Origin of the sequence: Streptomyces sp. WAC07094 (genome assembly GCF_036320405.1) — a bacterium.
GTDB lineage: Bacteria > Actinomycetota > Actinomycetes > Streptomycetales > Streptomycetaceae > Streptomyces > Streptomyces lannensis.
This window is the reverse complement of sequence record NZ_JAVMJZ010000003.1, coordinates 276,299-301,339: the sequence shown is the minus strand read 5'-3', so window position 1 is coordinate 301,339 and position 25,041 is coordinate 276,299. Positions and strand designations below refer to the sequence as shown.

19 protein-coding genes and 2 pseudogenes are annotated in these 25,041 nt (G+C 67.4%); 9 read left to right on the top strand and 12 right to left on the bottom strand.

The window, feature by feature from the left end; all coding sequences use genetic code 11:
• Positions 1 to 83: 83 nt before the first annotated feature.
• The gene (locus RCR19_RS40780) at positions 84 to 911 is read right to left on the bottom strand and encodes an FCD domain-containing protein (protein ID WP_331270336.1); all 828 of its coding nucleotides are present in this window, start codon (positions 909 to 911) and stop codon (positions 84 to 86) included.
• Positions 912 to 1,315: 404 nt separating this feature from the next.
• Between RCR19_RS40780 and RCR19_RS40775 the strand changes: the two genes are divergently transcribed.
• The 3 genes from RCR19_RS40775 (at position 1,316) to RCR19_RS40765 (ending at position 3,608) form a co-directional block, all read left to right on the top strand.
• Positions 1,316 to 1,639: an L-rhamnose mutarotase gene (locus tag RCR19_RS40775; protein WP_331270146.1), complete on the top strand. Its 324-nt coding sequence runs from the start codon at positions 1,316 to 1,318 to the stop codon at positions 1,637 to 1,639.
• A 107-nt stretch (positions 1,640 to 1,746) separates the two neighbouring features.
• Positions 1,747 to 2,580, top strand: coding sequence for an amidohydrolase family protein (locus RCR19_RS40770; RefSeq protein ID WP_331270145.1), 834 nt, complete (start codon positions 1,747 to 1,749; stop codon positions 2,578 to 2,580).
• Positions 2,577 to 3,608 carry an aldo/keto reductase gene (locus tag RCR19_RS40765; protein ID WP_331270144.1) on the top strand — a complete coding sequence of 344 codons (1,032 nt, stop codon included), beginning with the start codon at positions 2,577 to 2,579 and terminating at the stop codon, positions 3,606 to 3,608. Before RCR19_RS40770 ends, RCR19_RS40765 begins: the two co-directional genes overlap by 4 nt.
• A gap of 57 nt (positions 3,609 to 3,665) precedes the next feature.
• Here RCR19_RS40765 and RCR19_RS40760 read toward each other — a convergent pair whose 3' ends face one another.
• The 6 genes from RCR19_RS40760 to RCR19_RS40735 all read right to left on the bottom strand — a co-directional run bounded on the left by RCR19_RS40760 (position 3,666) and on the right by RCR19_RS40735 (position 10,233).
• Positions 3,666 to 4,589 (bottom strand): LysR family transcriptional regulator, encoded by a 924-nt coding sequence (locus RCR19_RS40760; RefSeq protein WP_331270143.1) that lies wholly within the window; start codon positions 4,587 to 4,589, stop codon positions 3,666 to 3,668.
• A 10-nt stretch (positions 4,590 to 4,599) separates the two neighbouring features.
• Positions 4,600 to 6,369, bottom strand: coding sequence for an FUSC family protein (locus tag RCR19_RS40755; RefSeq protein ID WP_331270142.1), 1,770 nt, complete (start codon positions 6,367 to 6,369; stop codon positions 4,600 to 4,602).
• A gap of 139 nt (positions 6,370 to 6,508) precedes the next feature.
• Complete coding sequence (locus RCR19_RS40750; RefSeq protein WP_331270141.1) at positions 6,509 to 8,212, bottom strand: NAD-dependent malic enzyme; 1,704 nt, start codon at positions 8,210 to 8,212, stop codon at positions 6,509 to 6,511.
• Between the two features lie 251 nt (positions 8,213 to 8,463).
• A complete protein-coding gene (locus RCR19_RS40745) occupies positions 8,464 to 8,928 on the bottom strand; it encodes a hypothetical protein (RefSeq protein ID WP_331270140.1) in 465 nt (154 codons plus the stop codon).
• Between the two features lie 52 nt (positions 8,929 to 8,980).
• The gene (locus tag RCR19_RS40740; protein ID WP_331270139.1) at positions 8,981 to 9,259 is read right to left on the bottom strand and encodes a hypothetical protein; all 279 of its coding nucleotides are present in this window, start codon (positions 9,257 to 9,259) and stop codon (positions 8,981 to 8,983) included.
• An 11-nt stretch (positions 9,260 to 9,270) separates the two neighbouring features.
• Positions 9,271 to 10,233, bottom strand: a complete 963-nt coding sequence (locus RCR19_RS40735) for a zinc-binding alcohol dehydrogenase family protein (RefSeq protein WP_331270138.1) — start codon at positions 10,231 to 10,233, stop codon at positions 9,271 to 9,273.
• Between the two features lie 138 nt (positions 10,234 to 10,371).
• Here RCR19_RS40735 and RCR19_RS40730 point away from each other — a divergent pair, with 138 nt between their 5' ends.
• The 5 genes from RCR19_RS40730 to RCR19_RS40710 all read left to right on the top strand — a co-directional run bounded on the left by RCR19_RS40730 (position 10,372) and on the right by RCR19_RS40710 (position 18,526).
• The gene (locus RCR19_RS40730; RefSeq protein ID WP_331270137.1) at positions 10,372 to 10,902 is read left to right on the top strand and encodes a MarR family transcriptional regulator; all 531 of its coding nucleotides are present in this window, start codon (positions 10,372 to 10,374) and stop codon (positions 10,900 to 10,902) included.
• A 199-nt stretch (positions 10,903 to 11,101) separates the two neighbouring features.
• The gene (locus tag RCR19_RS40725) at positions 11,102 to 13,240 is read left to right on the top strand and encodes a GAF domain-containing SpoIIE family protein phosphatase (protein WP_331270136.1); all 2,139 of its coding nucleotides are present in this window, start codon (positions 11,102 to 11,104) and stop codon (positions 13,238 to 13,240) included.
• A gap of 325 nt (positions 13,241 to 13,565) precedes the next feature.
• A complete protein-coding gene (locus RCR19_RS40720) occupies positions 13,566 to 15,797 on the top strand; it encodes a SpoIIE family protein phosphatase (RefSeq protein WP_331270135.1) in 2,232 nt (743 codons plus the stop codon).
• A 137-nt stretch (positions 15,798 to 15,934) separates the two neighbouring features.
• Entirely contained in the window at positions 15,935 to 16,522 is a 588-nt protein-coding gene (locus RCR19_RS40715; RefSeq protein WP_331270134.1) for a TetR/AcrR family transcriptional regulator, read from the top strand.
• A 519-nt stretch (positions 16,523 to 17,041) separates the two neighbouring features.
• Complete coding sequence (locus tag RCR19_RS40710; protein ID WP_331270133.1) at positions 17,042 to 18,526, top strand: FAD-dependent monooxygenase; 1,485 nt, start codon at positions 17,042 to 17,044, stop codon at positions 18,524 to 18,526.
• 335 nt (positions 18,527 to 18,861) lie between these two features.
• Here the strand turns inward: RCR19_RS40710 and RCR19_RS40705 are convergent, their stop codons facing one another.
• Positions 18,862 to 19,305 (bottom strand): VOC family protein, encoded by a 444-nt coding sequence (locus RCR19_RS40705; RefSeq protein WP_331270132.1) that lies wholly within the window; start codon positions 19,303 to 19,305, stop codon positions 18,862 to 18,864.
• Positions 19,306 to 19,892: 587 nt separating this feature from the next.
• On the bottom strand, positions 19,893 to 20,480 hold the full coding sequence (locus RCR19_RS40700) for a TetR/AcrR family transcriptional regulator (protein ID WP_331270131.1): 588 nt from the start codon (positions 20,478 to 20,480) through the stop codon (positions 19,893 to 19,895).
• A gap of 378 nt (positions 20,481 to 20,858) precedes the next feature.
• Here RCR19_RS40700 and RCR19_RS40695 point away from each other — a divergent pair, with 378 nt between their 5' ends.
• Positions 20,859 to 21,608 (top strand): SDR family oxidoreductase, encoded by a 750-nt coding sequence (locus tag RCR19_RS40695; RefSeq protein ID WP_331270130.1) that lies wholly within the window; start codon positions 20,859 to 20,861, stop codon positions 21,606 to 21,608.
• Positions 21,609 to 22,242: 634 nt separating this feature from the next.
• Here the strand turns inward: RCR19_RS40695 and RCR19_RS40690 are convergent.
• The 3 genes and pseudogenes from RCR19_RS40690 to RCR19_RS40680 form a co-directional block, all read right to left on the bottom strand.
• A complete protein-coding gene (locus RCR19_RS40690) occupies positions 22,243 to 23,688 on the bottom strand; it encodes an aldehyde dehydrogenase family protein (protein WP_331270129.1) in 1,446 nt (481 codons plus the stop codon).
• A gap of 191 nt (positions 23,689 to 23,879) precedes the next feature.
• Positions 23,880 to 24,140 (bottom strand): annotated as a pseudogene (locus RCR19_RS40685) (IS110 family transposase); the annotation flags it as partial.
• Between the two features lie 95 nt (positions 24,141 to 24,235).
• Positions 24,236 to 24,891 (bottom strand): annotated as a pseudogene (locus RCR19_RS40680) (hypothetical protein).
• Between the last annotated feature and the right edge of the window lie 150 nt (positions 24,892 to 25,041).

Genomic DNA, 25,041 nt, shown 5'->3' with positions numbered 1-25,041 from the left:
GAAGGAAGTGGACGACCCGGAACTCGGCAGGGTCGTCCAGGCAATGGACGGCTCATTCCTTGGGCCCCGCCGGGGACCTTCGGTCAGGATGCGGAAGTCACCGGCGGGGTGGTATCGGTGGGGCCGACGCCGTCCGGGTGTTCCGAGGCGTCGGCGGCGTCGTTTCGGGGCGCCACGTTGAACAGGCGGTCGCGGATGCGGCGCTCGAACTGGTGCCGTGTGGTCGCGATGTGTTCGCCCATCAGCTCGGCGGCCCGGTCCGGGTCTCCGGAGGCGATGGCCCCTGCGATCGCCACGTGCTGATGGCCCGCCACCTCCAGGGATCCGGGTGTGTCACCGTGGAAGAGCAGCACATCGGACTGGGCGGCCAGGCGCCGGACGTTGGCGACGCTGGACCGCAGGAAGACATTGTGGGCGGCGACACCGACGGCGTCGTGGAACTGCTTGTCGACCGCGGCGAAGGCGTCGACGTTGTTCTCCCGGCCGGCGTCCAGGGAACGTTCGGCGCGCTCCCTGATGTCGCGCACCTCGATCGGAGTGGCCTGGGCCGCCGCCCGGCGTGCCGTCTCGGACTCGATGAGTGTGCGGTAGTCCAGGAGCATCAGCACGTGCTCCATGCTGGTGGGCTGAAAGTGGGTCAGGTGATCTTCCGCCAGGCCGCCTGGTGATTCGGCGACGAAGATGCCCGCCCCTCGTCGGACGCTCAGCCGTCCGAGGGCGGCGAGCACCTTGACCGCCTCGCGGGTGACGTTGCGCGAGGTTCCGAGGATCTCGGCGAGCCCGGCTTCCGTGGGCAGCCGGTCACCGGGCCGCAGGTCCTGCTCGCCGATATAGGCGAGCAGCTGCTCGGCGACCAGTTCGTATCCCGGCCGGTAACGCCCGGTCGCACCGCCGTTCTTGGCCGAGACCATGCGCTCTTCAGACACGGGAACACCCTCCAGGTCCACAATGAATCAGACTCATTTGAGGGGTCACTATGGCACCGCGAGGAGCGCCCGGCAAGAGTCATACTCATCGATATGGCCCTGGAACTCCCCGACTTAGGGATCATGAAGAGATTTTACCGATAAAAGCCGTTGAGTGGCGTCCACTTGATTGCGCGACGAGCTCGGAGATGCCTATGGTCCGTCCGGTCCGGCCAACCTCCGGACGTCAAATGAGTCTGATTACTTGAGGCGTGTTCCCGTCGCCAGACGGCGGGACGAGGCCGCCATCTGTCATCTCGCCTCCCCGGCGGCCGCCTCCGTCACCGGCACGGCCCCGGCCGTCGCCGGAAGGCGGGGCCGGCCTGAGGCGGCGCTCGAAGGGCTGACACATGCAACGATTCGCAGCGGTCATCCGGCTGAAGCCGGAGAAGGAAGAGGAATACCGCCGGCTGCACGCCGACTGCTGGCCCGGAGTGCAGGCAGCGCTCAAACGGGCCCACATCGCCAACTACTCGATTTTCCTGCGGGACGGACTGCTCTTCAGCTACCTGGAGTACAGCGGCGAGAACTACGCCGCGGACACCGCCGCCATCGCCGACGACCCGGTCAGCCGTGCCTGGTGGGCGCTCACCGACCCCTGCCAGCAGCCCTTGGACAGCGCCGCGGACGGCGAGTGGTGGGCGCCGGCCGAGGAGGTCTTCCACCTCGATTGATGGCAGTCGCCGACGGAGCACGGGACCGGCGACCCCGGCGCCGGGCGAAACCCGAACGCGACGGACCACTGGCCATCCATCCACACCTGCGACACAAGGGACCGAGTGTGCGCATCGACGCTCATCACCACCTCTGGGACCTGGACGTACGCGACCAGCCCTGGACCCGCACGATCCCCGTGCTGCGACGCAGCTTCACCATGGACGACCTACGACCGGAACTGCACCGATCCGCCATCGACGCCACCGTGGTCGTCCAGACTCTCCCGATCCCGGAGGAAACCCCTGAACTCCTCACCCTCGCCGACCGAGACCCGCTCATCCTGGCCGTCGTCGGCTGGACCGACCTGACCGATCCCGGGATCACCGACCACCTCTCCGAACTGCTCGAGCATCCAGGCGGAGTGGCCCTCGCCGGCATCCGCCACGGCATCCAGGACGAGCCGGACCCGCAGTGGCTGAACCGCCCGGACGCGCGTCGCGGTATGGCCGCCGTGGGCGCGGCGGGACTCGCCTACGACCTGCTCGTCCGTCCGGACCAACTGCCCGCGGCCGTAAGGACCGTACGTGAGATGCCCGATGTGCGCTTCGTCCTGGACCACGCCGGCAACCCCGAGGTCGAACCGGGCGGCCTGGAACCTTGGGCGGCCCTCATGACCGGACTCGGCCAATGCGACAACATCGCCGTCAAACTGTCCGGCCTGGTGACCCGCGCCCCGGCGCCCCACGGACCGTCCCTGCGCCCCTACGCCGATGTACTCCTGGAACAACTCGGCCCCGAACGGCTGATGTTCGGGTCAGACTGGCCCGTCTGCCTGCGTGCCACCGACTACACCGGCACCGTGACCGTCGCCGAATCGCTGACGGCAGCACTCAGCCCCGACGAGAGCGCCCAAGTGTACGGCGGCACGGCGGCACGCTGGTACGGAACGGACATATGAACGCACGCACGATCGGCCGCACCCGGGTTCGCGTCAGCCGACTCGGCTTCGGCGCGGCCCCCTTGGGCAACCTCTACCGCGCCGTCGACGACGACGCGGCACTCACCACCATCGAGGCCGCGTGGGCCGAGGGAGTACGGCATTTCGACACGGCTCCGCACTACGGGCTCGGACTGTCCGAACTCCGACTGGGCCGGGCACTCGCGCATCGGCCACGGGACGAATTCACCATCTCCACCAAGGTGGGCCGGCTGCTGGAGCCGAATCCACACCCCACCGGCTCCGATCTGCCGGCAGGTGGTTTCGCCGTGCCCGACGCCTTGACCCGGCGGGCCGACTACTCCCGCGACGGAGTTCTGCGCAGTCTGGAGGCGAGCCGTGCTCGGCTCGGGGTCGACCGCATCGACATCGTCTACCTCCACGATCCGGACGAGCACATGGACACCGCCGTCGCACAGGCCCTGCCCGCCCTCGCGGAACTGCGACGACAGGGCGTCATCGGAGCCGTCGGCGTGGGCATGAACTCGGTCGCACCCCTGATGCGGTTCGTCATCGAGACCGACGTGGACGTCGTGATGGTGGCCGGCCGCTGGACCCTCGCCGACCGGACCGCGCTGCCGCTCCTGACCGAGTGCGCCGACCGGGGGGTCTCCGTCGTCGCTGCCGCACCCTTCAACTCCGGCCTCCTCAGTGACCCCGATCCTTCGGACGGCGCCTCCTTCGACTACCGATCGGCACCTCCGGACCTGCTGGCCCGAGCCCGCGCCCTGGCGCAGGTCTGCCGCCGCCACGCGACGGTGCTGCCGCACGCGGCCATCCGCTTTCCGCTGCGGCACCCCGCCGTGGCAAGTGTCGTCCCCGGATTCCGTACGCCGCAGGAAGTACGCTCCGCGGCCCGTTGGGCTGGGCGGGACCTTCCCTCCCGGGCCTGGGAGGAGTTGGAAGCCGCCGCCATCGACCCTCCGGAATCCGGGACGGTGTACACGGGCGAGGGCACATCCCGGCAAGGCCGAAAGCATGGTGAATGACGGCATGCTCCGCGTTCCGACGCCGCGGCGCTTCACCGGGCTCCGGGGCCGCTCCCGTCACACCCCGGGCGCGAGTGGTCCGCGACTGTCGGCGGTGGCACTCAGCGCGTGGTCCATGAACCGCCGTGGAACCGGTGGGAGGGTGCGCGAGGCAAGCCAGGCGACGCCGATGTCGCGGGCGGCGTCGACATCGGTCACCTCCAAGTAGCGGATGGGCAGGAGCGGGTTGCCTTCCGCAGCCGTGGTCCCGGACGAGGCGGGGATCAAAGAGACGCCGAGGCCGGCCGCGACCAGCCCGCGCAGGGTCTCGACCTCCTCGCCTTCGAAGCCGACCACAGGCGTGAAGCCCGCCTGACGGCACAAGGTCTCGGTGACGCTGCGCAGCCCGTAGCCGGTCTTGAGCACGATGAAGGGTTCCTCGGCGACCTCGGCCAGGCGGACCCGTTGGCGCTGGGCCATGCGGTGGCGCGCGGGGACGGCGAGCCAGAGCGGTTCGACGAGCAGGCGACGCCACGCGATCAACGGGTGGCCGGGATCCTTGCTGGTGATGGTCAGGTCCGCGGTGGCGTCGAGGAGGTGCTGCACCAGGCCGATCTCACCGTCCTGATGGAGTTCGAACCGGACTTTCGGGGCTGACTCGCGGAAGCCCGTGACCAGTCTGGGGACGAGCCATGTGCCCAGAGTGTGCAGAAAGGCCACCGACACGACCCCCGCGTCCGGGTCGACGACCTCGGCGACGGCCCGCAGACCGCGGTCGTAGCTGTCCAGCACGGAGTCGACGTACTCCTTGAACACACGTCCTGCCGGGGTGAGTTGGAGGACACGGCCGACACGCTGGAGGAGTTCGGCACCGGCCTCCTTCTCCAGCCGGTTCAAGGCCCGCGACAGGGCCGGCTGGGTGATGTGCGCCTCCGCCGCCGCATCGGTCACCGTCGCACCCTCGGCCACGGCCTGGAAGGAGCGCAGCACCTGGAGATCCATTTCCTCATTCTCACATCGCGTCGCTCGAAGCGACGGTCACAGTGGTCTGCGCCGCAGGACCGGGTGCGGCATGCAGAGCGCGCGCGGTCACGGCGTCGCAGAGCTCTTCCGCCGATGTGATGGCCCTCTCCCAGTCCGGTGGCTCCGCTCCGCGCAGGACCGGCTCACGGCGGGCGTGAACTGCGGCTCTGCGTGCGTCGGCCAGTTGGCGGTAGGCGGCGCGACGCAGGGCGTGACGCCGATCGGGGCCGACGGTGGGGGAGAGGTCCCGATAGCGATGGGCGGCGGCGAGCGCCGCCTGGGTCCGGCTGTCCGCACGGCTGACGGCGGAGCGGGGCCAGGCGACGAAGTGGACGACGAGCACCAGGGCGGCGGCCAGCGCGGTGTCCAGCATGCGCGCACCGTAGAGCGCGCGGTGATCACCCAGCAGGTCGACGAGGACGAACACCACGGCCGTCAGACCCGTGGTGGCGAGCGCATAGTGATGGCGCACCCCGACGGCCATCAGCGCACCGAAGAACGCCACCACGCCGATGATCGCGTGCGTGCCGTGGACCGCCGTCGACACCGCCCCGATGGCCGCCGCACCGACGACCGTTCCGACACATCGGTTCAACGCCCGGCGGAACACCGGTCCGAAGTCCGGCTTGTACACGAAGGCAACGGTCATGGGCAGCCAGTAGGCGCGAGGGCTGTGCAGGAGGTCGGCGCACACCTGCGCGGCCAGTACGCACAGGGCGAGCAGGACGGCGTACCGAAGATGTGCCTGCCGGGTCGGGCGTGGAGAGGCCGGGGCGGCCAAGGCGGTGTCCACCCGTTCCGCGTCCGCCGCCACGCTCAGTTGCGCGAGGGCATGCAGTCCTGGTGAGTGCGGCCCGAAGTCCGGCAGCACGGGGACGACGGCCCTGTCCTTACGCACCGGCAGCAGCCGAGCGGACATCACCAGCGGCGCCCTGCTCACGACTGCCGGGAGCGGGCGTGCCTCCCACTGGAGTGTGGTCACCGCCTCGCCCAGGCGGACGGCGAGCCGGAACGCCCGAAGCAGCGGCTCGACCCGCGCGTCGGGCGGCTGACGCCGGGAGCTCGTCAGGTGTCGGTCCATCGTCTGGTGGGCGTTGTCGAGGGCGTCCGTGAGGTGCCGCCGGGTCTCGGCGGCACCGGGAGTACCGGCCGCCGCCAACGCGGTGGACGCCGCCCGGAATACGGCGAGGAGAGCGGCACGCTCGATATGGTGCCGCTGCCACAGCCAAGGGGCCGCCGACAGGACCAGGACGAAGCTCACGCCCGCGAACAGAGCGATGGGCGCCTGCCACCAGGGCCCCGGAACCGGGATCCCGCCGCCGATCGTCACGCCGAGCAGGAGGTGCATGCCCGCCACCGACCAGATCCGCCCGCGCAGACCGATCGCCCCCGCGACCAGCGCCGCCACGACCAGACAGACCGTCACAACCGCCGACGGCCCACTGCGCAGCGCGAGTTCACCGCCGGCCAGGCCCAGCGAGGCCGACAAGCCCAGCGCGACGAACCGCCCCACCCGCGACGGGTAGGGGTCCGAACCGTCCTGTCCCACGGCCCACAGGGCACCGATGGCCGCGATCACCGAAGGCACGACCCAACCCGTCAGTACGCCTACGAGCAGCGGAGTGGCGAGCGCGACGGCCCCCCGCACCGCCGCTGCGAGCGGCAACGAGGAGAGCGGCGGGCCGACGGCGCGCAGCAGTCGTGCCGGCGCGGGCGTTCCCGATGAGGGGCCGGGGCCGGTCCGCATCGCCGGTGTCATGCGGGGCTGTTCCACCTTTCGTGGTGCGATGGCCAAGGAGCGGCCGTGGTTCCGGCCGTGGAAGGGCATTCGTCGTCGGCGGCTCCGCTCGACCGCCCATCGGTTCTCCGGGTGCCCGTCACTGCGAGCAAGAGCGTGTTCAGACGGCCTTGATCGGTGGGTACGCCGGGATCCACATGGCGGCACGCACACGCTGCTCGATGGTGTCGTCGACGGGACGATGCGCCACACCGTCGCGCGCGGCGGCGCGTGCCACGGCCACCGCCACAGCCACCGACGTCTCGTGCAGTTCGTCCATGGGGGGCAGGATGGGCGCACCGGGGCCGGTGTCGTCGATCTGCCCGGCCGCGGCGTCGGCGGCCGCGGCGAGCATGCGATCGGTGACACGATCGGCGCCGGCGACGATGGCGCCCAGCCCCAGACCGGGGAAGATCAGGGCGTTGTTGGCCTGCCCGATCCGGTAGGTGACTCCGTCGTGCTCCACCGGGTCGAAGGGACTGCCGGTGGCGATCAGGGCGCGGCCGTCGGTCCAGGCGAGCAGGTCACCGGGGACGGCCTCGGCCAGGCGGGTCGGGTTGGACATGGGCAGGATGATCGGGCGCCGTGTGTGTGCGGCCATCGTGCGGACGATGTCCTCGGTGAAGGCGCCGCCCTGGCCGGAGGTGCCGATCAGGACGGTCGGCCGCACCCGCCCGACCACTTCGGCGAGCGGGATCCCGCCCGGGTCGTCGGCGCCCTGCCAGTCGGCCACCTCGACCGCCGGACGGGCATAGCGGGTCTGGAAGTCGCGCATGCCGTGCTGGCCTTGGGTGAGCAGTCCGTATCGGTCGACGGCCCAGATGCGGGCGGCGGCATGTTCGGGTGAGAGACCGTGGGCGATGAGGGCGTCGCGCAACTGGTCGGCGACTCCGATACCGGCGGTGCCCGCACCGAAGACGACGACGCGATGATCCGTCAGGGGGATGCCGCTGGCCTTGACACCGGCGAGCAGGGCGGCGAGGTTGACGGCCCCGGTGCCCTGGATGTCGTCGTTGAATGTGAAGACCGTCTCCCGGTAACGGTCCAGGACACGACGGGCGTTGGCCGGGCCGAAGTCCTCCCAGTGCAGCATGGCGCCCGGGAAGAGTTTCGTGGCCGTGGTGACATAGGAGTCGATGAAGGAGTCGTAGGCCGTCTGGTCGACGCGTTCATGCCGGTTGCCGAGGTACAGCGGGTCCTCGAGGAGCTCCCGACGATTGGTGCCGACGTCCAGCATCACCGCCAGTGTGCGACGCGGATCGATGCCTGCGGCGGCGGTGTAGACGGCGAGCTTGCCGACGGCGATGTCGATGCCGCCCACACCCCAGTCGCCGATCCCGAGAACGGCCTCGCCGTCGGTGGCCACGATCAGGTCAACGTCGCCCGGACCGAGCCCAGATGCCGTCAGAGACCGCTCGATGTCCTCGGGCGTGTCGACCGACAGGTAGACGCCGGCGGGGCGGCGGTACTCGTAGCTGTAGCGCTCGATGGCGGTGCCGACTGTGGGGGTGTACACGATGGGCAGCATCTCGGCGAGATGATCGCCGAGGAGCCGGTAGAACAGCACCTCGTTACGGTCGTGAAGCGCGGTCAGGTAGACGTTCTTGGCCAGGTCGCTCGGCTGCGCCCGGTACTGCTGATAGGCGCGCACCGCCTGCTGGTCCTGGGTGAGGACCTGCGGCGGCATCAGCCCCACGAGATCCAGCTCCCGCCGCTCCTGACGGGTGAACGCCGTACCGCGGTTCAGCCGGGGATCGGCCAGGACGGCACGCCCGCGGGCCTTCGTCTCCAGCTGCCCTTCCACGGCGTTCCACCTCGTCTTCATTCTCGACTCCCTGTCGGATCTCCGAATGGATGCAACCAGAGTCGACGCAGACGAAGCATGCGTCCAATGCCTAAAGCCCGCGAGATTCATGCATGTGGAGCATTTGATGGCCTGACGTGCGGGGTTTCGTAGCAAGCGGGTCAGAACGTTGCAATCAGAGTGACGGGGATGGCAGGTCCGAGGGGCATTACCTGAGGGGGGTGGATGAGCTTCCCAGGCATCGAACACATCACATACGCGCCGATGCGGAGTCAGCGTTCTCCGGAGGTGCTTCCGACGGAGGGCTTACGAGACTCTTCCCGCGTCACTTCTCCCTCGGACTGTCTCGCGAAGAGAGCGACTGTGATCAGAACAAGCAGGCTGAGCGCCACCACGTTGAGGATCTTGTCCATGGTGTTGTAGACCGACAGATGGCGCATGTGGAAGGTGAAGTGCAGGACGTTGAACACGAGCCAGGTGCAGGCCGTGATCTGCACCACCAGCATGTTGTGTGCGTACCGGATGGCGAAAAGGCTCAGGACCGCCATGGCAAGGAACATGGCGCCGTCGTCCATCGCGAGATGCATGTTGTACGGACCGAGCTGCGGCAGCCAGCTGAGCCCGAAGCCCGGGAAATTGGCGTACCAGTTCTCCGGCGCGAAGTAGGCCCATCCCCCTGTGTAGGCGGCCACGAGGGCCAGGACCGCCAGCAGTGTCCGTCGAAGTTTGATGCTCATACCCGTTATGACGAGACGGACGGATGATTCGTGATGCGTCTCCGGACCGTCGTCACCTCACGGAGTGGAGGGCGATGGCGTCCGGTGTCGGCATCATGACGGCGGTCCGCTCGGCCGGCGCGTCGTCGATGTGGAGTCGGCCGCCGGGGCAAGCCCGGCCGGAGACGGCGATCTTGTCGAACACGCCGAGATCCTCGAACACCTCTTGTCGGCGGGGCTGGATCCGCCTGCCGCGCGAACCGATGACCGGGTGCGGAGCCGTGTCGATCAGTGGTAGGTCGATGTGTCGGCGGGCGGGATCGACGGCAAGGGTCAGCTCGAACGCCCTCATGCCCAAGGCGCTCAGGCGGTGACGGTGAGTACAACACGCTGCCCGGGCTCGGTGGGAGCCGTCCATGCGTCTTCCACCTGCGCCAGCGGGCGCGGCAGCGCGGCGACGGTGAGGGTGCCCTTGGAGAGTTCGGTCATCAGGGACGGCAGTTCGGCGATGATCCCGGCGGCGGTGACGGAGCCCTGCCCGCTGCCCATGATCCGCAGATTGGCGGCGCGGAGGACGGAGGAAGGCAGAGTGATGTCCGGCCCGGCCATGGAGCCGATCTGAATCCAGTCCAGTGGAGCGCTGCGATCGGTCCTGCGGCTGAGCAGGGCGGGGATGGCCCGTTCGGTCGGAGCCCCCCAGGTGTAGTCGATGACGACGTCGACGTCCGCGGCGGCCTCTGCGAGCTTGTCGGCGGACTGGGCCGGATCGCCCGCCAGGGAGACGACGTCGGTTGCGCCGAGATCGGTGAGGAGCGCCAGGCGCTTCGGGTCGCGCCCTGCGGCGACGATGCGGTCCGCGCCCAGGTGGCGGGCTATCTGCACGGCCATCCGGCCGGCGTTCCCGGTCGCACCGAGCACCAGGATGCTCCGGCCGGGCCGTAACTCGGTCCGGCGGCGCAGCGCCACCCAGGAGGACATGGCGGGGTTCATCGCGGCGGCGATGGTGACCGGATCGGCGTCGTCGGGCAGCGGGACGGATCGGCGGGGGTCGAGAAGTGCCTGTTCGGCCATCGTTCCGGGAGCGCCGTCGTCGGCCACGAAGTACACGCGCCGACCGTCTGGGAGTCTGCCCACCCCGTCGACGCCGGGGATCAGGGGCAGACGCCCGTCGCTGGTGTAGTGGGTGCCATTGGCGCCGGAGCGGACCCGGGGGTGCAGGCCGGCGGCGAGCATGTCGACCAGGACCTGCCCCTCGGTCGGCCGGGGGGTGGTGAATTCCTCGTAGCGGGGCGGATTCTCGAACGAGCGGACGACGGCAGCACGCATGGTGACTCCCTGAGGGGTGGGTGGGGTTTGCTGGAGGGTCCGCCACGCAATTAGTACGTGGCACCAACCAAAGTAGTTGGTGTCACGTACTAAGGCAAGTGGTTTGTGTCGCGTACTACATCGCCCTAGGATGGGGACATGCCCGACGACCTCACCCCTGCCTCATCGGCATCGCGACGGCGCAGCGACGCGCCTGACGCGGTTGCGCCTTCGTCGGTGGATCGGGAAGGGGTCGGGGCGGCGGCACAGGTCGAGGACCTGGGGATCGTGGACAGCCTGGCCCAATTGTCGTTCCTGGTGCAGGCCGCGTTGGGCAAGGTCGCCGCGGAGCACGGACTGTCGATCATCCAACTGCGGCTCCTCGGCGTCCTGCGCGACCGCACGCCCGGTATGCAGGAACTCGCCGGCCATCTGGGGCTCGACAAATCCAGCATGACCGGCCTCGTCGATCGCGCCGAACGCCGCGAACTCGTCCGTCGTACCGCCTCGCCCCACGACAGGCGTGCCGTGCTGGTGTCACTGACCCCGCAAGGGCATGAACTGGCCCGCCAGGGCGCTGCCGAGGCTGACCGGCAGATCCGCGCCCTCGCCGCACATCTCACCGATGCGCAACGCTCCCAACTCTCCCGGCTCGCAAGCGCGCTCGTCGCCGGCCACATGACCATCTGACGCGCAGACGGTCGTTCGGCGAACGCCCGACGTGGTCGTGGTGGATGTCGGCAGCGTTCGTGGCGCGCCCGATCCTTACGCTCTGCATTGTGGCGCGAGCCGAAGGTTGCCTACAGGGGGAGGTGTGACGCGCCGCGGGGTGAGACTGCCGCCTGCTGCGATGCTTTACTCATCTGCGACTAGTTACATAATGTACTTTATGCCGGACTTGCCCACCCGTGGGCCCGAGGTGCTCGGCCCGCTGTTCGACCAGGTGGTCGAGGAGAGCGGCGCCCATGGCGGACTGCTCCTGCTGCTCCCGCCGGGCGAACCCATGCTCTTCGCCGCCCTCCTCAGCGGCTTTCCCGCCAAGTACGTCGGCCCGTGGACACGGATCTGGCTGCAGTCGAACTTCGCCATCGCCCGTTCGGCGCGTGAGCGCCGGCAGATCTGGATGGGCCCGAGCGAGCGGGCACTGCTCTACCCCGAGTCCGCCGTCGCGGCACCGTACCCGTACGCCGTCGTCGACACACCCCTGGTCACCGGCGACACCCTGTGGGGCGTCCTCAACCTCCTCTGGCCCGGTTCCCACCCGCCCGAGCCCGTTCCGGAGGAACTGAAGGTGGTCGACGCGGGGGCCCACCGGCTGAGCAAACTGCTCAACCGGTGCGCCGAGGACGGGCGCCCTGTGAGGCCCCACCGCCGGCCGCTCGTCGTCCACCGGCAGGAAGCGAACCACTACAGGGCGGACGAGGCACGTGCGGGTGCCCACTTCGCGGAAAGGCTCCCCGGCGGCGGCCTGGGGATGAATCTGGAAGGTGAGGTCACCTTCGTGACCGCGGCCGCCGCGGATCTCCTCGGTACTGCGAGAGGCGACTTGATCGGGGCGCTGCCCTGGGAGGCTCTGCCGTGGCTGAGCGATCTCGTGTACGAGGACAGCTACCGACGGGCTCTGTTCACCCGGCTGCCGACCTCGTTCACCGCGCTGCGGCCCCCCGATGTCTGGCTGTCCTTCCGCCTCTTCCCCGGCGCGTCGGGTATCAGCGTCCGTCTAAAGCGCACCGCTGCCCCCGCCGGGACCGCGACCTCAGGCATCCCGGCACGTACGACCGAGGCCGCGGCGCTCACGCCGACGACGGACGAGGCCCCCACCCGGGTCGGGTCTCTGTACCACCTGATGCAACTGGCCACCGTCCTCAGCCAGGCGGTCGAGGTGCAGGACGTCGTCAAGATCGTATGCAGTCCCGTGATGTCGGCTTTCGATGCCGAAGGCATCGCCCTCCTCACGGTGGACGGGGCCAGGCTGCGACTTCTCGGCCACCGGGGACTCCCCGAGGAGGCCACCAGGATGATCGACGGCCGCCTGGTGGACATCGCCACCCCCGCCGCCCGCTGCATCCTGGAGCAGGAGGCGTTGTACTTCTCGAGTCCGCAGGAGATGGACCACGCCTTCTCCGGCTGGTCGGCCCGCAGTCGCTTGTCCGCTTTCGCCATGATGCCCCTGACGGCCTTGGGACGACCGGTCGGCTGTGTGGCGTTCGGCTACCGTGAGCCGCACCGGTTCGGCTCCGGCTACCGGACCCTGTTCACCTCGCTGTCCGGACTGCTCGCCCAGGCGCTGGACCGGGCCCAGCTCTACGACACCCAACACCAACTCGCCCGACGGCTCCAGGACTTGCTGCTCCCCACGGCCCTGCCCGAGATCCCGGGACTTCAGGTCGCCGCGCGCTATCGGCCCGCGACCCGAGGAGTTGAGATCGGGGGCGACTTCTACGACCTCATCCGGCTCGACTCCGGCTGCGCCGCCGCGATCGGCGACGTCCAGGGGCACAACGTGACCGCCGCCGCCCTCATGGGCCAAGTACGCACCGCCGTGCACGCCACCGCGGGCGCCCGCCCCGACGAGGTGCTCACCCGCGCCAACAAGCTGCTCACGGACCTGGACGCCGGGCTCTTCACCAGTTGCCTCTACGCCCACGTCGACTTCGCCACCCACCGTGCCGTGCTGGCCACTGCAGGTCATCCACCGCCGCTGCTGCTGGATCCCGAGGGTCAGGTCACCATCCTCGACGTGCCCCCGGGACCGCTTCTCGGTATCGAGCCGGACGCCCTATACACCCCGATGGAGACACCGCTGCCGCCCGGCAGCGCTCTGCTGCTCTACACCGACGGACTGGTCGAGACCCCCGGGACCGACATCGACGTCTCCCTCGCCGAACTCGCCGACCACCTGCGACGAACAGCCGGGTCGCCACCGGACGCCATAGCCGACGGACTGCTCCGCCAGGCACCCGGCTCCACCGCCGGCACCGACGACGTGGCGTTGATCCTCATCCGCCGTGAAGACGATCAGGACTAGACCGGTGCTCTGATCAGGAAGGTCAGCCGGGACGGCGGATCATTCCTGTTCGGAGGCAGCGGCGAGGTGACGGCGACAGAAGTCGACAGGCGGTGGTGTCTGTCCAGCGCATCGCTACAAAATCCGCATCTCGCGGGCGGGGCAGGCGCAGGCGAGTCTCAGCTCATTGTGTTCCAAGATCTTCTGCGTCGCTGAGAGAGCTCGATATCCGAAATGCGCTCGACCGCGACGAGGCAGGAGCGGCTCTGATTCCAGCTGGCCTGCACGTCTCACGCCGAAGCAACCTGGCACCCCTGAACTTACAATTTTGGAGAAGGGGGTCGCCATGAGTGGAAGCACAGCCGGAGGATATGGCCGTGATTCAGCGGCCATCGAGTTCACAGGCAGGAATCTGGCGGAGATCTTGCATGGTTCCGTATGCGAGGCCCTGCATCGACTTGACGCCGTAGCTGCAGCCGTTTACTTGCTGAACGCAGGCCATACCGAGCTGAAAGTGGGGACGATTGTCGGCAGCCCACCTTCCTTCTTCGCGTTCCCGGGGCACATAAATATTGACGCACCTTTTGCCTCAGCGCGAGCGCTGACTTCAGTCAACGGTGCAGTATGCGATCCTGATCCTGTCGATGCGGAGGAGCTAGGTCCACGACCGTCCCCGTATGTGGCCCTCGCCGTACCTGTCGGTAAGGGAAGTCAGCGCTTCGGGACGCTGACGGTTCTGAGGCTCGATACTCATGGAGCCTACGAAAGCGGAGATTGCACGGCCTTGCAGGAGGTCGCGGAAACGCTGGCCGACGCCTTGGCCGATCTGTCAGCAAGCGGTACAGCGATCACAGCAGGCCCTGCCCCGATACTCCTTCCAACGTACGAAGCGAGTGTGGACAGCCCGGGTTGGGGGCTTTCCGACTTCCCCGGTTCGGCCGGCATAAGCATGATGTACCCGCTGCGTGGTCTATCCGAATTGCTGAATCAAGCTACGGCTATGGACCACGTTGTACGGGCTGCACGGCACTGTCTCATGGAACCTTTCCGCGCGAAGGCTCTGGTACTGGCCCTGTCCAGAGAGGGCCGCTTTTGGGTGCTGGGGCATAGCGGGGACTCCCTCGACATGGCGCGGAACTTGCACGGCGCACCAATCGATGCTCCCAGCCCCGCATCGCAGGCGATCCACGGCCGACCACTGTTCTCCTCCACCGGTAAATCATGGCCCATTCCATCTATTGGTCCTGACGGTGAGCAGGTCGAGGCACACCTGCCTCTCACGGGAGGCACGCAGGCAATAGATTTGCCTATCGCCGGAGGAAGCAAAATCATAGGCGTATGTTGCCTGTCCTTTGAGGGGCCCCGTAACTTCCCGCCAGAAGAGAGGGCCGTCCTTGGCATGATGGCCGGCTTGCTGGGTGCAGCGGTGGAGCGCGTCGACCTGGCGACCAGGCATCGCGAGGTCGCGGAACATCTGCAGCGCATCCTCCTGCCAGCCGCGCTCTCGGAGCTGCCGGGGCTTACCGTCACTGCCCGTTACCGGCCCGCGACATCGGCTTTCCAGGTAGGCGGAGACTGGTATGACGTGATCAAAGTGTCCGATGACCGCATCGCACTCGTCGTCGGCGATGTGGAAGGCCATGACCTGGAGAGCGCCGCTGTCATGGGCCAGGTCCGCACCGCACTGACCTCCTATGCCACCGAAGGCCATCCCCCCGCCACGGTGATCGATCGCACCGGCAGGCTGCTTACCGAACTTGGCACTCAGCTGTTGGTGACCTGCTGCGTCGTCGAATTGGACATCGAGGCCGGAACGGCCGAAGTAGCCCTGGCAGGTCACCCCGAACCACTTGTGCAACGGCCGGACGGCAGCAGTGGAACCCTTCACGCGCCCTCGAACCTTCCCCTGGGTATCACTACACGGCACGCCTACCGAGGTCGTGAGTACATGCTTGCTCCCGGATCCGTCCTTTTGCTGTACTCCGACGGTCTGACCGATTTCGCCACCGGGCACCTCAGCGAGTCCGCGCGGTCCCTGCTGGGCGCGGTCAGCAGCGAGGCGAGTGCCGACTTGGAGCCGTTGGCCGACCGTCTTATAGCTGATCCGGACCCTCAGCAGCATGTTGACGACGCGGTGCTGCTCCTGGCTCGGTATGAAGGCGCGTTGGAAGACGGAGCGCCTCGGACGGCCAGCTTGTACATACAACGTCGCGATCTTCACGGGGTCAGGGCTGCCCGCGTCTTCGTCGACGACCACTTGCATTCCTGGGGATTTGCAGACATGTCGGATGACCTGCAGCTCATGGTCTCCGAGATAGTGACGAATGCCCTCATACATGCAGGAAGTGATGTCGACGTCCGGCTGAGGGCCTTCGACGACCACATCCGACTGGAAGTACGCGACTCCGACAGTAACCCTCCCGTCCCCTCGCCGTTGGTGCTGCGCGAGGAGGAGAACGCCGAGGCCGAGCATGGCCGGGGCATGCTCATCGTGGATGCCCTGGCCGGGCAGTGGAACACCTCCCCCAACGGCCGTGGCAAGACCGTTTTTCTGGACCAGCCCATCCCCATTGAATGAGTGCATGAAGGTCCCGAATATCGGAGGGGTGGTCTCCTCGTATCGGACGGCGTTGCACCGAAGCCGTTTGAGGTGGCGCGGAAGACGCGGCGACCTGCCTAATGGACCGAAGAGTCAACAACTGGTATGCTGGCTCGATGGGTCGCCCACGACGCTTCGACGAAAACCAGGTACTGCGAAAAGCCCGCGAGCAGTTTTGGAATCAGGGCTATACCGCAACATCCCTGGATGACCTCATGGCCGCCACTGGACTTGGTAAGGGGAGCCTGTACGGGGCATTCGGCGACAAGCGTCAACTCTTCCTCCGTACCCTGGACGACTACCGCGACGAGCAGCTCAGCGGCGTCCGGCAGATACTCACCGGACCGGGCACGGGGCTGGAGCGCCTCAGTCACCTCCTTGACGGTGCTGCCCACGGCTACGCAAATGACGCCCAGCGGCGCGGCTGCTTCCTCGCTGGCAGCACCTCCGAACTGCACGGGCAGGACTCGGAGGTAACCGCTCGCGCCCGTACGACGTACCAAGAGATACAGAACCTCTTGGCGGCCTGCGTGAAGGATGCGCAAGAGGAAGGCGACTTGGCAGTGGATGTCAGCCCAGAGGAAGTGGGCAATCTGTTGCTGGCGGTCCTGCAGGGCATCGAATTTCTTGCCAAGACCGACATGGATGCCTCGGCTCTCATTGAGATCGGCCGCTCCGCGCTGGCAAATCTTCCGCGCCCCTGACCTTTGAGACGCCCTTGATATTCGGGGCTTCCTTGCGGGACGTACGGAATCCCCTGCAGACACAGCCGGTCCACCACCGGCCGCGGACCCGGTGGCTTTCTCTGTCCACGGCGGCAGCAACGGCTCGATCTACCCCACCAGGTCGTCGTCCACGGTCCACGGCCGAGTACTCACATATGACGAACTGCTGGATCACCACGCCAGTCACGCCCCACCAGGACGCTTCAACAAGATCGTGTTACGAGCTCTTATTGGCCAGCAGCCACGGGACTGGCATTCGTCACGCTCCCGCCCTGCGGCTGGTGCTGCGAGTGACGTGTGGGGGCGCTATCCACTGGGGTGCTGATACACCCTTGGCAGGTCCGCCGCGTCAACTGACGAAGCTCTGTGTGCCGCGGAGCCGATCGACAAGCCCTAATCCGTCGATGCGAGCGATCACCAACCGGCTGATCTAGAGTCGAAGGAGCATTCCTGGCGAGCGATGACTCGCCGGCGTGTGACCGATGCGGAGGAGACGGTATGGGCTCCGACTACGAAGTGCTGATCGTGGGGGCTGGACCAGCTGGGTTGCTGCTCGCCGGCGACATGGCCGAAGCCGGGATCGGTTGCACTGTCCTCGAAAAACGTGAGAAGGAGTCGGAGCTTACCCGCGCGTTTGCCGTGCAGGCGCGAACGCTGGAGCAATTTGATGCTCGCGGAATAGCCGACGAGATTCTTCGGACCGGTATCCGAAATCCGGTTTTGCAATTCCTGAGGATCGATCTGTCTCATTTGCCGAGCAGGTACCCTCATGTGCTGGTGACGCCGCAATATAACACCGAGCGGGTCCTCCGGGCGCGTGCACTGGCTCGGGGTGCGGATATCAGGGGGGCCTGGGAGGTGGTCGGGCTCGAGCAGGACGCGGACGGTGTGGACGTGCAGGCTCGGACGGCGGATGGTGCTCTGCGAACGCTGCGTGCGCGCTACGTGGTAGGCGCCGACGGACGGGGCAGCACCGTACGCCAATCTCTCGGCCTTCCCTTTCCTGGCCGATCTGCGGTTCGGTCCATGATGCTTGCCGATGTGCGGTTTTCCGAACCGCCACTGAAACCACCGACCGTTGGGGCGGTCGGGGACGCCTTCGCCATTGTCGTGCCGTTCGGCGACGGGTGGTTTCGCATCATGGCCTGGAATCGCCGACATCAGATGCCTGACGATGCATCAGTCGACTTGGAGGAGATCCGCGAGGTCGCCCGCCGAGCGCTCGGCAGCGACTTTGGCATGCACGATCCGCGTTGGCTCTCCCGGTTCCATAGCGATGAACGCCAATCCCCGCGTTACCGCGTGGGCCGCGTGTTCCTCGTGGGGGATGCCGCGCATGTGCACTCCCCTGCCGGCGGTATGGGCCTGAACACCAGCATCCAAGACTCCGTCAACCTTGGTTGGAAACTGGCGGCTGTCCTGCGCGGCCGGGCACCGGACGGCCTGCTCGACACCTACCAAGACGAACGGCATCCAGTGGGCCGCAGGGTGTTGCGGATGAGCGGTGCGCTGCTGCGTGGTGTGTTGACCACACCACGTGCCATGTGCGGTATCCGCGACTTCTCCGCCCGCACAGTGTTGCAACTGCCGCCTTTGGCCAAGCGGCTGGGCCGTGCGATTTCCGGACTCGACATTGCGTACGCCGCGCCGGCCGGCGCAGATCCACTCACCGGAAAGCGCGTGCCCGACCTTCCGTTGACGGATGGGCGGCGGCTATACGAGGCGTTGCGTACCAGGCGGTTCGTCCTCATCGCGGCAACGGGCGCCTTGCCTCCTTCCGAGGCTGAGAAATGGGCTGACGAGGTAGAGATCGTGTCCGTTGCGGGGCCGACCAGCAAGACTGTGTTGGTGAGGCCGGACGCCTACATCGCGTGGGCCACCTCCGAGCAGCGCCCCGAACGTCGTGCTGGTCAGATCAGGCAAGCTCTGGCCCATTGGCTCGGCGCGGATACGGGTCGCCGCGAAGGACGTTCTCCGTCTTGACCGCCGGGCCTCCTGGAGGGCGGCCGGCCGTCGAGCGCCATCCAGACCTTTGCACGATAGGCAGCTGCCCGCCCAGGTCTGCGGAGGCCGGAAGCAGTGGACGGCGCCGGCTCACCCGCCGCCCCGACGGCTTGACCACATGTGGAGGATATGAACGCGTTTGCGCATACCACCATGTGCAAACCAGCGAGTGCGTCGCACCGGCCGAGAACGGGAGACCGTCTCCATTGATCGGAGACCACCTGACTCTCGGCCACGACCAACTGAGAAGCCGAGTCGCTAGGTCCGTCCGCGGCAGAAACCGCCAGGCTCCTCCAGCCTTTCGACATCGGGCCCTAGCCGATCGGGCTTGCGCCTTCCTGGAAGACGTTGATGAGGTTTCCGTCGTTGTCCCGGATCGCGGTCGAAATGCTCCCGTCGCCGAGATCCATCTGCTCCCAGACAATAGTCACGCCGAGATCCCGGAAGGTCCGCGTCACGCTGCCGAGGTCTTCGACTCGGAAGACGAGAGCCTTGTTGCCGATCGGGCGGACATGAGCGGGAGGTTCCGCAGTCAACTCGGGGATCCGGATGCCGTCGGCGGGTTGAAGCAGTTCGAGCCGGAAGCCGGAGCCCTCCAAGAACGCAACGTCTGCGCCGATGGCGTCGAAGCGGGACTTGGCCAGCAGGGTGAGGCCGAACACCCGGTTCCACCACTGGATCGACGCGTCGAGGTCACTGACGGTAATCGTCACGTTGTGAAGGCTGTAGGTGAAGGGCGGCTGGGCAGCGGTGGTCATGGTGATCACTTTTCGTTGGGCGTGTGCAGTCGTTTGCGGTGGGGCGCGCGAGACTCTCGTGCAGTCCCGCCCGGCTTCTCTCTGCCGTGCAGCGGAGCGGTCTGTGCCCGTCTGCCGCCGACCCGACGTCCAATTGCAGTAGCGAATCCACGGGTCACAGCCCAAAGGTAGGTCTTGTGGACCACACAGTCAAGAACTGTGTCCTGTTCAGGCGCCTTGCGAAGTCGGTGGATCAAGGCACCATTTGAGTGCTCGCTGTCGGCGTACGGAAGAGAGGCGCGAGCGAAGTCCTGCGCGGACTTGGGGAACTGGAGACCTCGCCCCCAGGGCCCGTGGGCAATGGTCCCGCGCCGTCGGCTGCGAGCGTCGTCCGGCCCGCGTTGAGGCGCAACCGTACGGCCGGAGAGCTTGCTCAAGGGCATGGTGAAAGGGGCAGGCCGTCAACCGCGCTGGAGCGGGTGTCCGTGCCACTGGTGGGGGCGTTCGGAGGGCAGGTGCGGTGGATGCTCGCACGCCGACTCGACATGCCCACCCGGATCCCTGCCTGTCGGCACATCACCTGTGAAAGGTGCGGGCCCGCGGAACGGTCAATGCCGGGACAACTGCTTGAGGGCGGCCTGGCCTATCTGCAGCAGAGCTGAGCCGTCCATGTCGGTCTTCGCGAGAAACTCGATGCCCTGCATGACGCCAAGGAGCAGTCGCCCGAGCTCCTGGGCGTCCGCGCTCGGTTCGACCGTCCCCTCGTCCTGGGCTTCCTTCACGCAGGCGATCAGAAGATCTTCGACCGCTTGATAGCTGGTCCGCGCCCGGGAGGTGACATCCGGATCATTGCTGTGCAGCTCGGACGTGCTGTTGACCAGGAGGCAGCCGCGCCGCTGCGGGTCCTCCATGAATCCCTTGGCCACTCCCTCAACCAGCAGGGTCAGGCGTTCGAAGGCCGTACCGGGCCCGGTGAGGACCGCCCGGACGCCGTTCAGCTGTTCGTTGCGGTAGCCGTCCAGCACGTGCAAGAACAGCTGCCGCTTGTCGCCGAAGGCCCCGTACAGGCTCCCCTTGCCCAGTCCCGTGGCGTCCGTCAGGTCCTGCAGTGACGTAGCCGCGTAGCCCTGATTCCAGAACTGCTCGCGCGCAGATTTCAGTACCTGCTTCTCGTCGAAATTCCGCGGTCGTCCCATGGTCAACAGCATACGTTGTTCTTGACCTGTCGGTCCAGATTGTGGGGTGCCCTCCCGGCCGTAGCGAGCGCCGGGAAGGCTGGGCGGCCTCTCCGCCATCGCCAAACAGGGCGGCAGACCGCGCGATGGCGGGGGTGCGTGGTGCATGGCCCCCGGTCGGAGCCTTTCGCGGCGCCCCTCGCGGACGGGCCGGCGTCAGCCAGCCTGTCGCTGCTCGGAGGTGTGGATGCAGTCACGTTTTTGTCCGTGCGGTCCATAACGTAGTTCTTTACCGTATAGTCCATAACTGGGCCTGGGGCCGTCCGGTTCGGGCTGTAATGCGGCAGTGACACTTGGTGCACGTCTTCTGGCGTTCGCACCAGACAGGAGTAAACGATCATGGGACAGCTTGACGGGAAGACGGCAGTCGTCACCGGAGGCAACAGCGGAATCGGACTGGCCACCGCCAAGCGATTCGCACGTGAGGGCGCGCACGTGTTCATCACGGGCCGCCGGCAGGACGCTCTCGACGCCGCGCTGGTCGAAATCGGTGGGAAAGCCACCGCTGTCCGGGGCGACGTTGCAAACCTCGCGGACATCGACCGCCTCTACGCGGCTGTCGCCGAGCAAAACCGGTCCATCGACGTACTGTTCGCCAACGCGGGCGGTGGTGAGTTCGCCGCTCTTCAGCAGGTTACCGAGGAGCACTTCGACGCCACCTTCAACATCAACGTGCGAGGCATGCTCTTCACCGTTCAGAAGGCCATTCCGCTGCTCAATGACGGCGCCTCGGTGATCCTGACCGGATCGACTGCCGCCACCTCAGGCGGCGCCGCCTTCGGCGTGTACGCCGCGTCCAAGGCCGCGGTCCGTTCCTTCTCCCGCACCTGGGCCAACGAACTCAGCGGACGTGCGATCCGAGTGAACACCCTGGTGCCCGGCCCGATCGTCACCCCGGGCATCACCGGCCTGGCTGCGGACGCCGACCAGGCCGCGAAGATGAGGGACGTCTTTGCCAGCCAGATTCCGCTGGGCCGGATGGGGCACCCGGACGAGGCCGCAGCCGCCGCACTGTTCCTCGCCGGCAATGAGAGCAGCTTCGTCACCGGATCCGAGCTGTTCGTAGATGGCGGACTCAACCAGATCTGACCGAAGCCACACAGCCGACGGCCGCGGCAGAAGACACGAGGCCTTCCCCCGGCACGGCCCCACAAGGCACGAATCAACCCGAGCCCCTCCGCCGCTGCGGGAAGGACCCGTCACCGACGCTCTTGCCCATGGTGACGGCTAACAGTCCGCCGCTGCGCCCATGGGAAAGACGCCTGCTTCTGAGCGCCGGCACCGGCGTAAGCAACATGAGTGGGGCCCGGTCGTCAGCGACCGGGCCCCAATCCTATGGCGCCGTGCGCGTCAGATCACCACCGCTACCCTCGTCCGCGGCCGTCGCCCACGCCCGTGCAGAGCGTGACGCACCCGAGCAGCCACAGCACCAGAAGGCGGGCGCCACTCGCCAAAGGGACTTGACGGCGAACCCGCACCGAACGGGACGCGTGAGAAAGCAGAACGAGCAGCAGGCGAGCCATGGTTGTCGACGTCGTGTGCCGTGGCCTGCCCTGCTGCAGCTCCTTCAGCCCGTAGCCCGCTGAACCGAACCAGAGGATGTCGAGCTGCCCAGCCGGAACTGCACGGCGGCCGGCGACGGCGGGTTCGGGTCCGACACCGGCCTGCCCTCCACGACCAGCGGCCAGCGCGCAGCACGGCATCCGACGGGAGGGCCTTGCTACTACAGCGCAAGGTCAGTGAGGACCAGCACGCGCTCGTAGGTGTAATCCATCATGGCGAACTTCACTCCTTCGCGGCCGACACCGGACTGCTTGACCCCGCCGTAGGGCATCTGGTCGGCGCGATAGGAGGGCACGTCGCCGATCACGACTCCGCCGACCTCCAGAGCCCGATGCGCTCGGAAGGCAGCCTGCAGGTCGCGTGTGAACACGCCTGTCTGCAGCCCGTACTTGGAGTCGTTCACGGCGGCGAAAGCCTCGGCCTCACCGGCTACCTTGAGCACCGTGAGAACTGGCCCGAAGACCTCCTCGCAGGCCAGGGTCGTGTCTGCCGGAACATCCGCGAGGACTGTAGGCGCGTACGAGGCGCCCTCCCGCTTGCCGCCCGTATGCAGCGTGGCCCCGGAACCGACGGCTTCGTCAACCCACGACTCGACGCGGCATGCTGCGTCCTCACTGACAAGCGGACCCACATCGGTTCGGTCATCCGAGGGGTCGCCGGTGACCTGAGACTCGACGGCTGCGACGATACGCGGCAGCAGTCGGTCGTACACTGTGGCGTCGGCTATGACACGCTGCACGGAGATACAGGACTGCCCGCCCTGATAGTTGGAGAACACAGCGATACGCTTGGCGGCCCAGTCAAGATCCTCGTCGCTCGCAAAGTCGGCCAGCACCACGGCCGCGCCGTTCCCGCCGAGCTCCAGTGTGCAGTGCTTCCTGGGGACCGAGTCCATGATGGCGTACCCGACCCTCTCGGAGCCGGTGAACGAGATGACCGGCAGGCGCTCGTCCTGCACCAGCCCCGACATCCGGTCATTGGCGACGGGAAGGATGCTCCATGAACCGGCCGGCAGATCGGTCTCGGCAAGCAGGTCACCGATGATCAGGCCCGAGAGCGGAGTATTGGGCGCCGGCTTCAGGATGATCGGGGCGCCGGCCGCGATAGCCGGGGCGACTTTGTGGGCACATTGGTTCAGCGGGAAGTTGAACGGCGTGATTCCCAGCACAACGCCCTTCGGGAAGCGGCGGGTGAGCGCGAGCCGGCCCTGGCCGCCGGTGTCAGTGTCCAGCCGCTGAGCCTCGCCACTGTTGAAGCGGCGCGCTTCCTCCGCGGCGAACCTGAACACGGACACCGCACGGCCGACCTCGCCGCGAGCCCATTTGATCGGCTTTCCGTTCTCCGCGGATATGAGCTGCGCGATCTCCTCGCTGCGCTCCACGAGGCGCTTGCTTACGTGGTCGAGCGCGGCGGCACGCACATATGCCGGCGTAGCCGCGAACTCATCGCGAACGGCGTATGCCGACGCCACCGCCTCCTCGACCTGCTCGTCGGTGGGAACACTGACCTTTCCGATGAGCCGCCCGGTCCAGGGGGAGCTGATAGCCAAGGTCTTCTCACCACTGGCCGCGCGACCGGCGAGCCAGAAAGCACGGGTGGGAATCATGTCCTGTCACGGCCCTTTACGTCTGAAGGTGCGCTGACGTGCATCCGCCAGCAGTTAAACCGTAGGACCGCTGAGGTGACAGACGTTTTGTACGTGGTGTAGTGATCGCATGCAGGCGCATGCCGGAGGGTAGGCTTTCGCGCTGCGGTCCATCCTTCGGACGGTGACTCGCGGTTGGCGACGTTCGATCCGCGGGCGTCGGCGAACCGCTGCCGGTCGTCTTTCGATCTCGGCCAGCACCCGGGCGCCGAGACCGGGGAAGCTGAGGATCACGTCAGCGTCCCGGTGCTGAGGGAAAGCCTCCTCGACTGCCTCGGCGAGGGAGTCGGCTGTGGTACAGGCAGCTTCCAACTGGACCAGCAGGGCCAGCTCTGTTTGCCGAGCGCGTCCTCGACGAGCGACGGCTGGTGGGCGCACTCGGCGCGGAAGACCTCGCGAAGCCGTTCGGCCTCGGCTTCGGTTGCCGGTCGGGACGGGTGGCTCGGTGTGCTCTCGCCGCGGTAGGGGCGCGATCATCAGCCTGGCCGCGGCTGTGGCCGATCCGTTCCTATGACCGCGGTGTGCTGTCCGAGCGCCACTTGGTGAGACGAGGGTGCCCCGGCAGTTCGGCGCGGCCGGTGGCCCACAACAGGGTGAGCCAGGGATCCGCGCCGCCCGGAGCCTCTGGAAACAGACGGGCGAGCACCCGCGAGCAGAGAGCTGAGGGCGGGGTCCAGGCAAGTCCGAAGCCTTCCGCCAGATCGTGCATGTGTACGAGCGTCTCTTGCAACCCCAGCGCCGCGAAGCCTTCGGGGTCCGACACCCCGGCGGCGTGGTGGGCGCGGACCCGGGGCGGCGTGGTACGCACCATGGCGACCAGCAGCGCGCCGCAGGCCTCCAGCACCTGCAGCAGGCCGGCCGGGCCCGCATCACGGTCCGCGTGGAGGAAGACCGTGGGTCCGTCCGGCCTCTTCTGGCTCAACGCGATGGGCACATGGGTGTCCAGCGGTGGGCTCTGCGGCCCCAGCTGCACGGCGTAGTAGAACAGGTCGTTGGCGAGGTGCTCGGCGGTCTCCCAGCAGTCCCACTCCAGCGAACCGGCCTTATCGCCCACCCCTTCGCGGGTGCGTCCCGAAGGATGCCCACGGCGAGCCGCACTGCAAGGTCGACGTCGTCCGCGGTGACGGGAGACAAGGCTGATCCGGTTTCGCTTGATCGAGACATCGCAGCACCCTATCGCGAGGGAAGAGGGCAACACCGCTTCCGGTTTCCAAGGATCCAATGCTGTGGCCCCGGGGCGAACGCGTTCACTGGCACCCAGCACAACGAGCGACCCGGCAATGGTTCCCGGTCACAGCACAACCAGGGCGCGTA

Coding starts and splice junctions, on each gene's coding strand:
- RCR19_RS40780 (WP_331270336.1), bottom strand. CDS start 911: ATGGTCTCGGCCAAGAACGGCGGTGCGACCGGGCGTTACCGGCCGGGA.
- RCR19_RS40775 (WP_331270146.1), top strand. CDS start 1,316: ATGCAACGATTCGCAGCGGTCATCCGGCTGAAGCCGGAGAAGGAAGAG.
- RCR19_RS40765 (WP_331270144.1), top strand. CDS start 2,577: ATGAACGCACGCACGATCGGCCGCACCCGGGTTCGCGTCAGCCGACTC.
- RCR19_RS40760 (WP_331270143.1), bottom strand. CDS start 4,589: ATGGATCTCCAGGTGCTGCGCTCCTTCCAGGCCGTGGCCGAGGGTGCG.
- RCR19_RS40755 (WP_331270142.1), bottom strand. CDS start 6,369: ATGACACCGGCGATGCGGACCGGCCCCGGCCCCTCATCGGGAACGCCC.
- RCR19_RS40750 (WP_331270141.1), bottom strand. CDS start 8,212: ATGAAGACGAGGTGGAACGCCGTGGAAGGGCAGCTGGAGACGAAGGCC.
- RCR19_RS40745 (WP_331270140.1), bottom strand. CDS start 8,928: ATGAGCATCAAACTTCGACGGACACTGCTGGCGGTCCTGGCCCTCGTG.
- RCR19_RS40740 (WP_331270139.1), bottom strand. CDS start 9,259: ATGAGGGCGTTCGAGCTGACCCTTGCCGTCGATCCCGCCCGCCGACAC.
- RCR19_RS40735 (WP_331270138.1), bottom strand. CDS start 10,233: ATGCGTGCTGCCGTCGTCCGCTCGTTCGAGAATCCGCCCCGCTACGAG.
- RCR19_RS40730 (WP_331270137.1), top strand. CDS start 10,372: ATGCCCGACGACCTCACCCCTGCCTCATCGGCATCGCGACGGCGCAGC.
- RCR19_RS40725 (WP_331270136.1), top strand. CDS start 11,102: ATGCCGGACTTGCCCACCCGTGGGCCCGAGGTGCTCGGCCCGCTGTTC.
- RCR19_RS40720 (WP_331270135.1), top strand. CDS start 13,566: ATGAGTGGAAGCACAGCCGGAGGATATGGCCGTGATTCAGCGGCCATC.
- RCR19_RS40715 (WP_331270134.1), top strand. CDS start 15,935: ATGGGTCGCCCACGACGCTTCGACGAAAACCAGGTACTGCGAAAAGCC.
- RCR19_RS40710 (WP_331270133.1), top strand. CDS start 17,042: ATGGGCTCCGACTACGAAGTGCTGATCGTGGGGGCTGGACCAGCTGGG.
- RCR19_RS40705 (WP_331270132.1), bottom strand. CDS start 19,305: ATGACCACCGCTGCCCAGCCGCCCTTCACCTACAGCCTTCACAACGTG.
- RCR19_RS40700 (WP_331270131.1), bottom strand. CDS start 20,480: ATGGGACGACCGCGGAATTTCGACGAGAAGCAGGTACTGAAATCTGCG.
- RCR19_RS40695 (WP_331270130.1), top strand. CDS start 20,859: ATGGGACAGCTTGACGGGAAGACGGCAGTCGTCACCGGAGGCAACAGC.
- RCR19_RS40690 (WP_331270129.1), bottom strand. CDS start 23,688: ATGATTCCCACCCGTGCTTTCTGGCTCGCCGGTCGCGCGGCCAGTGGT.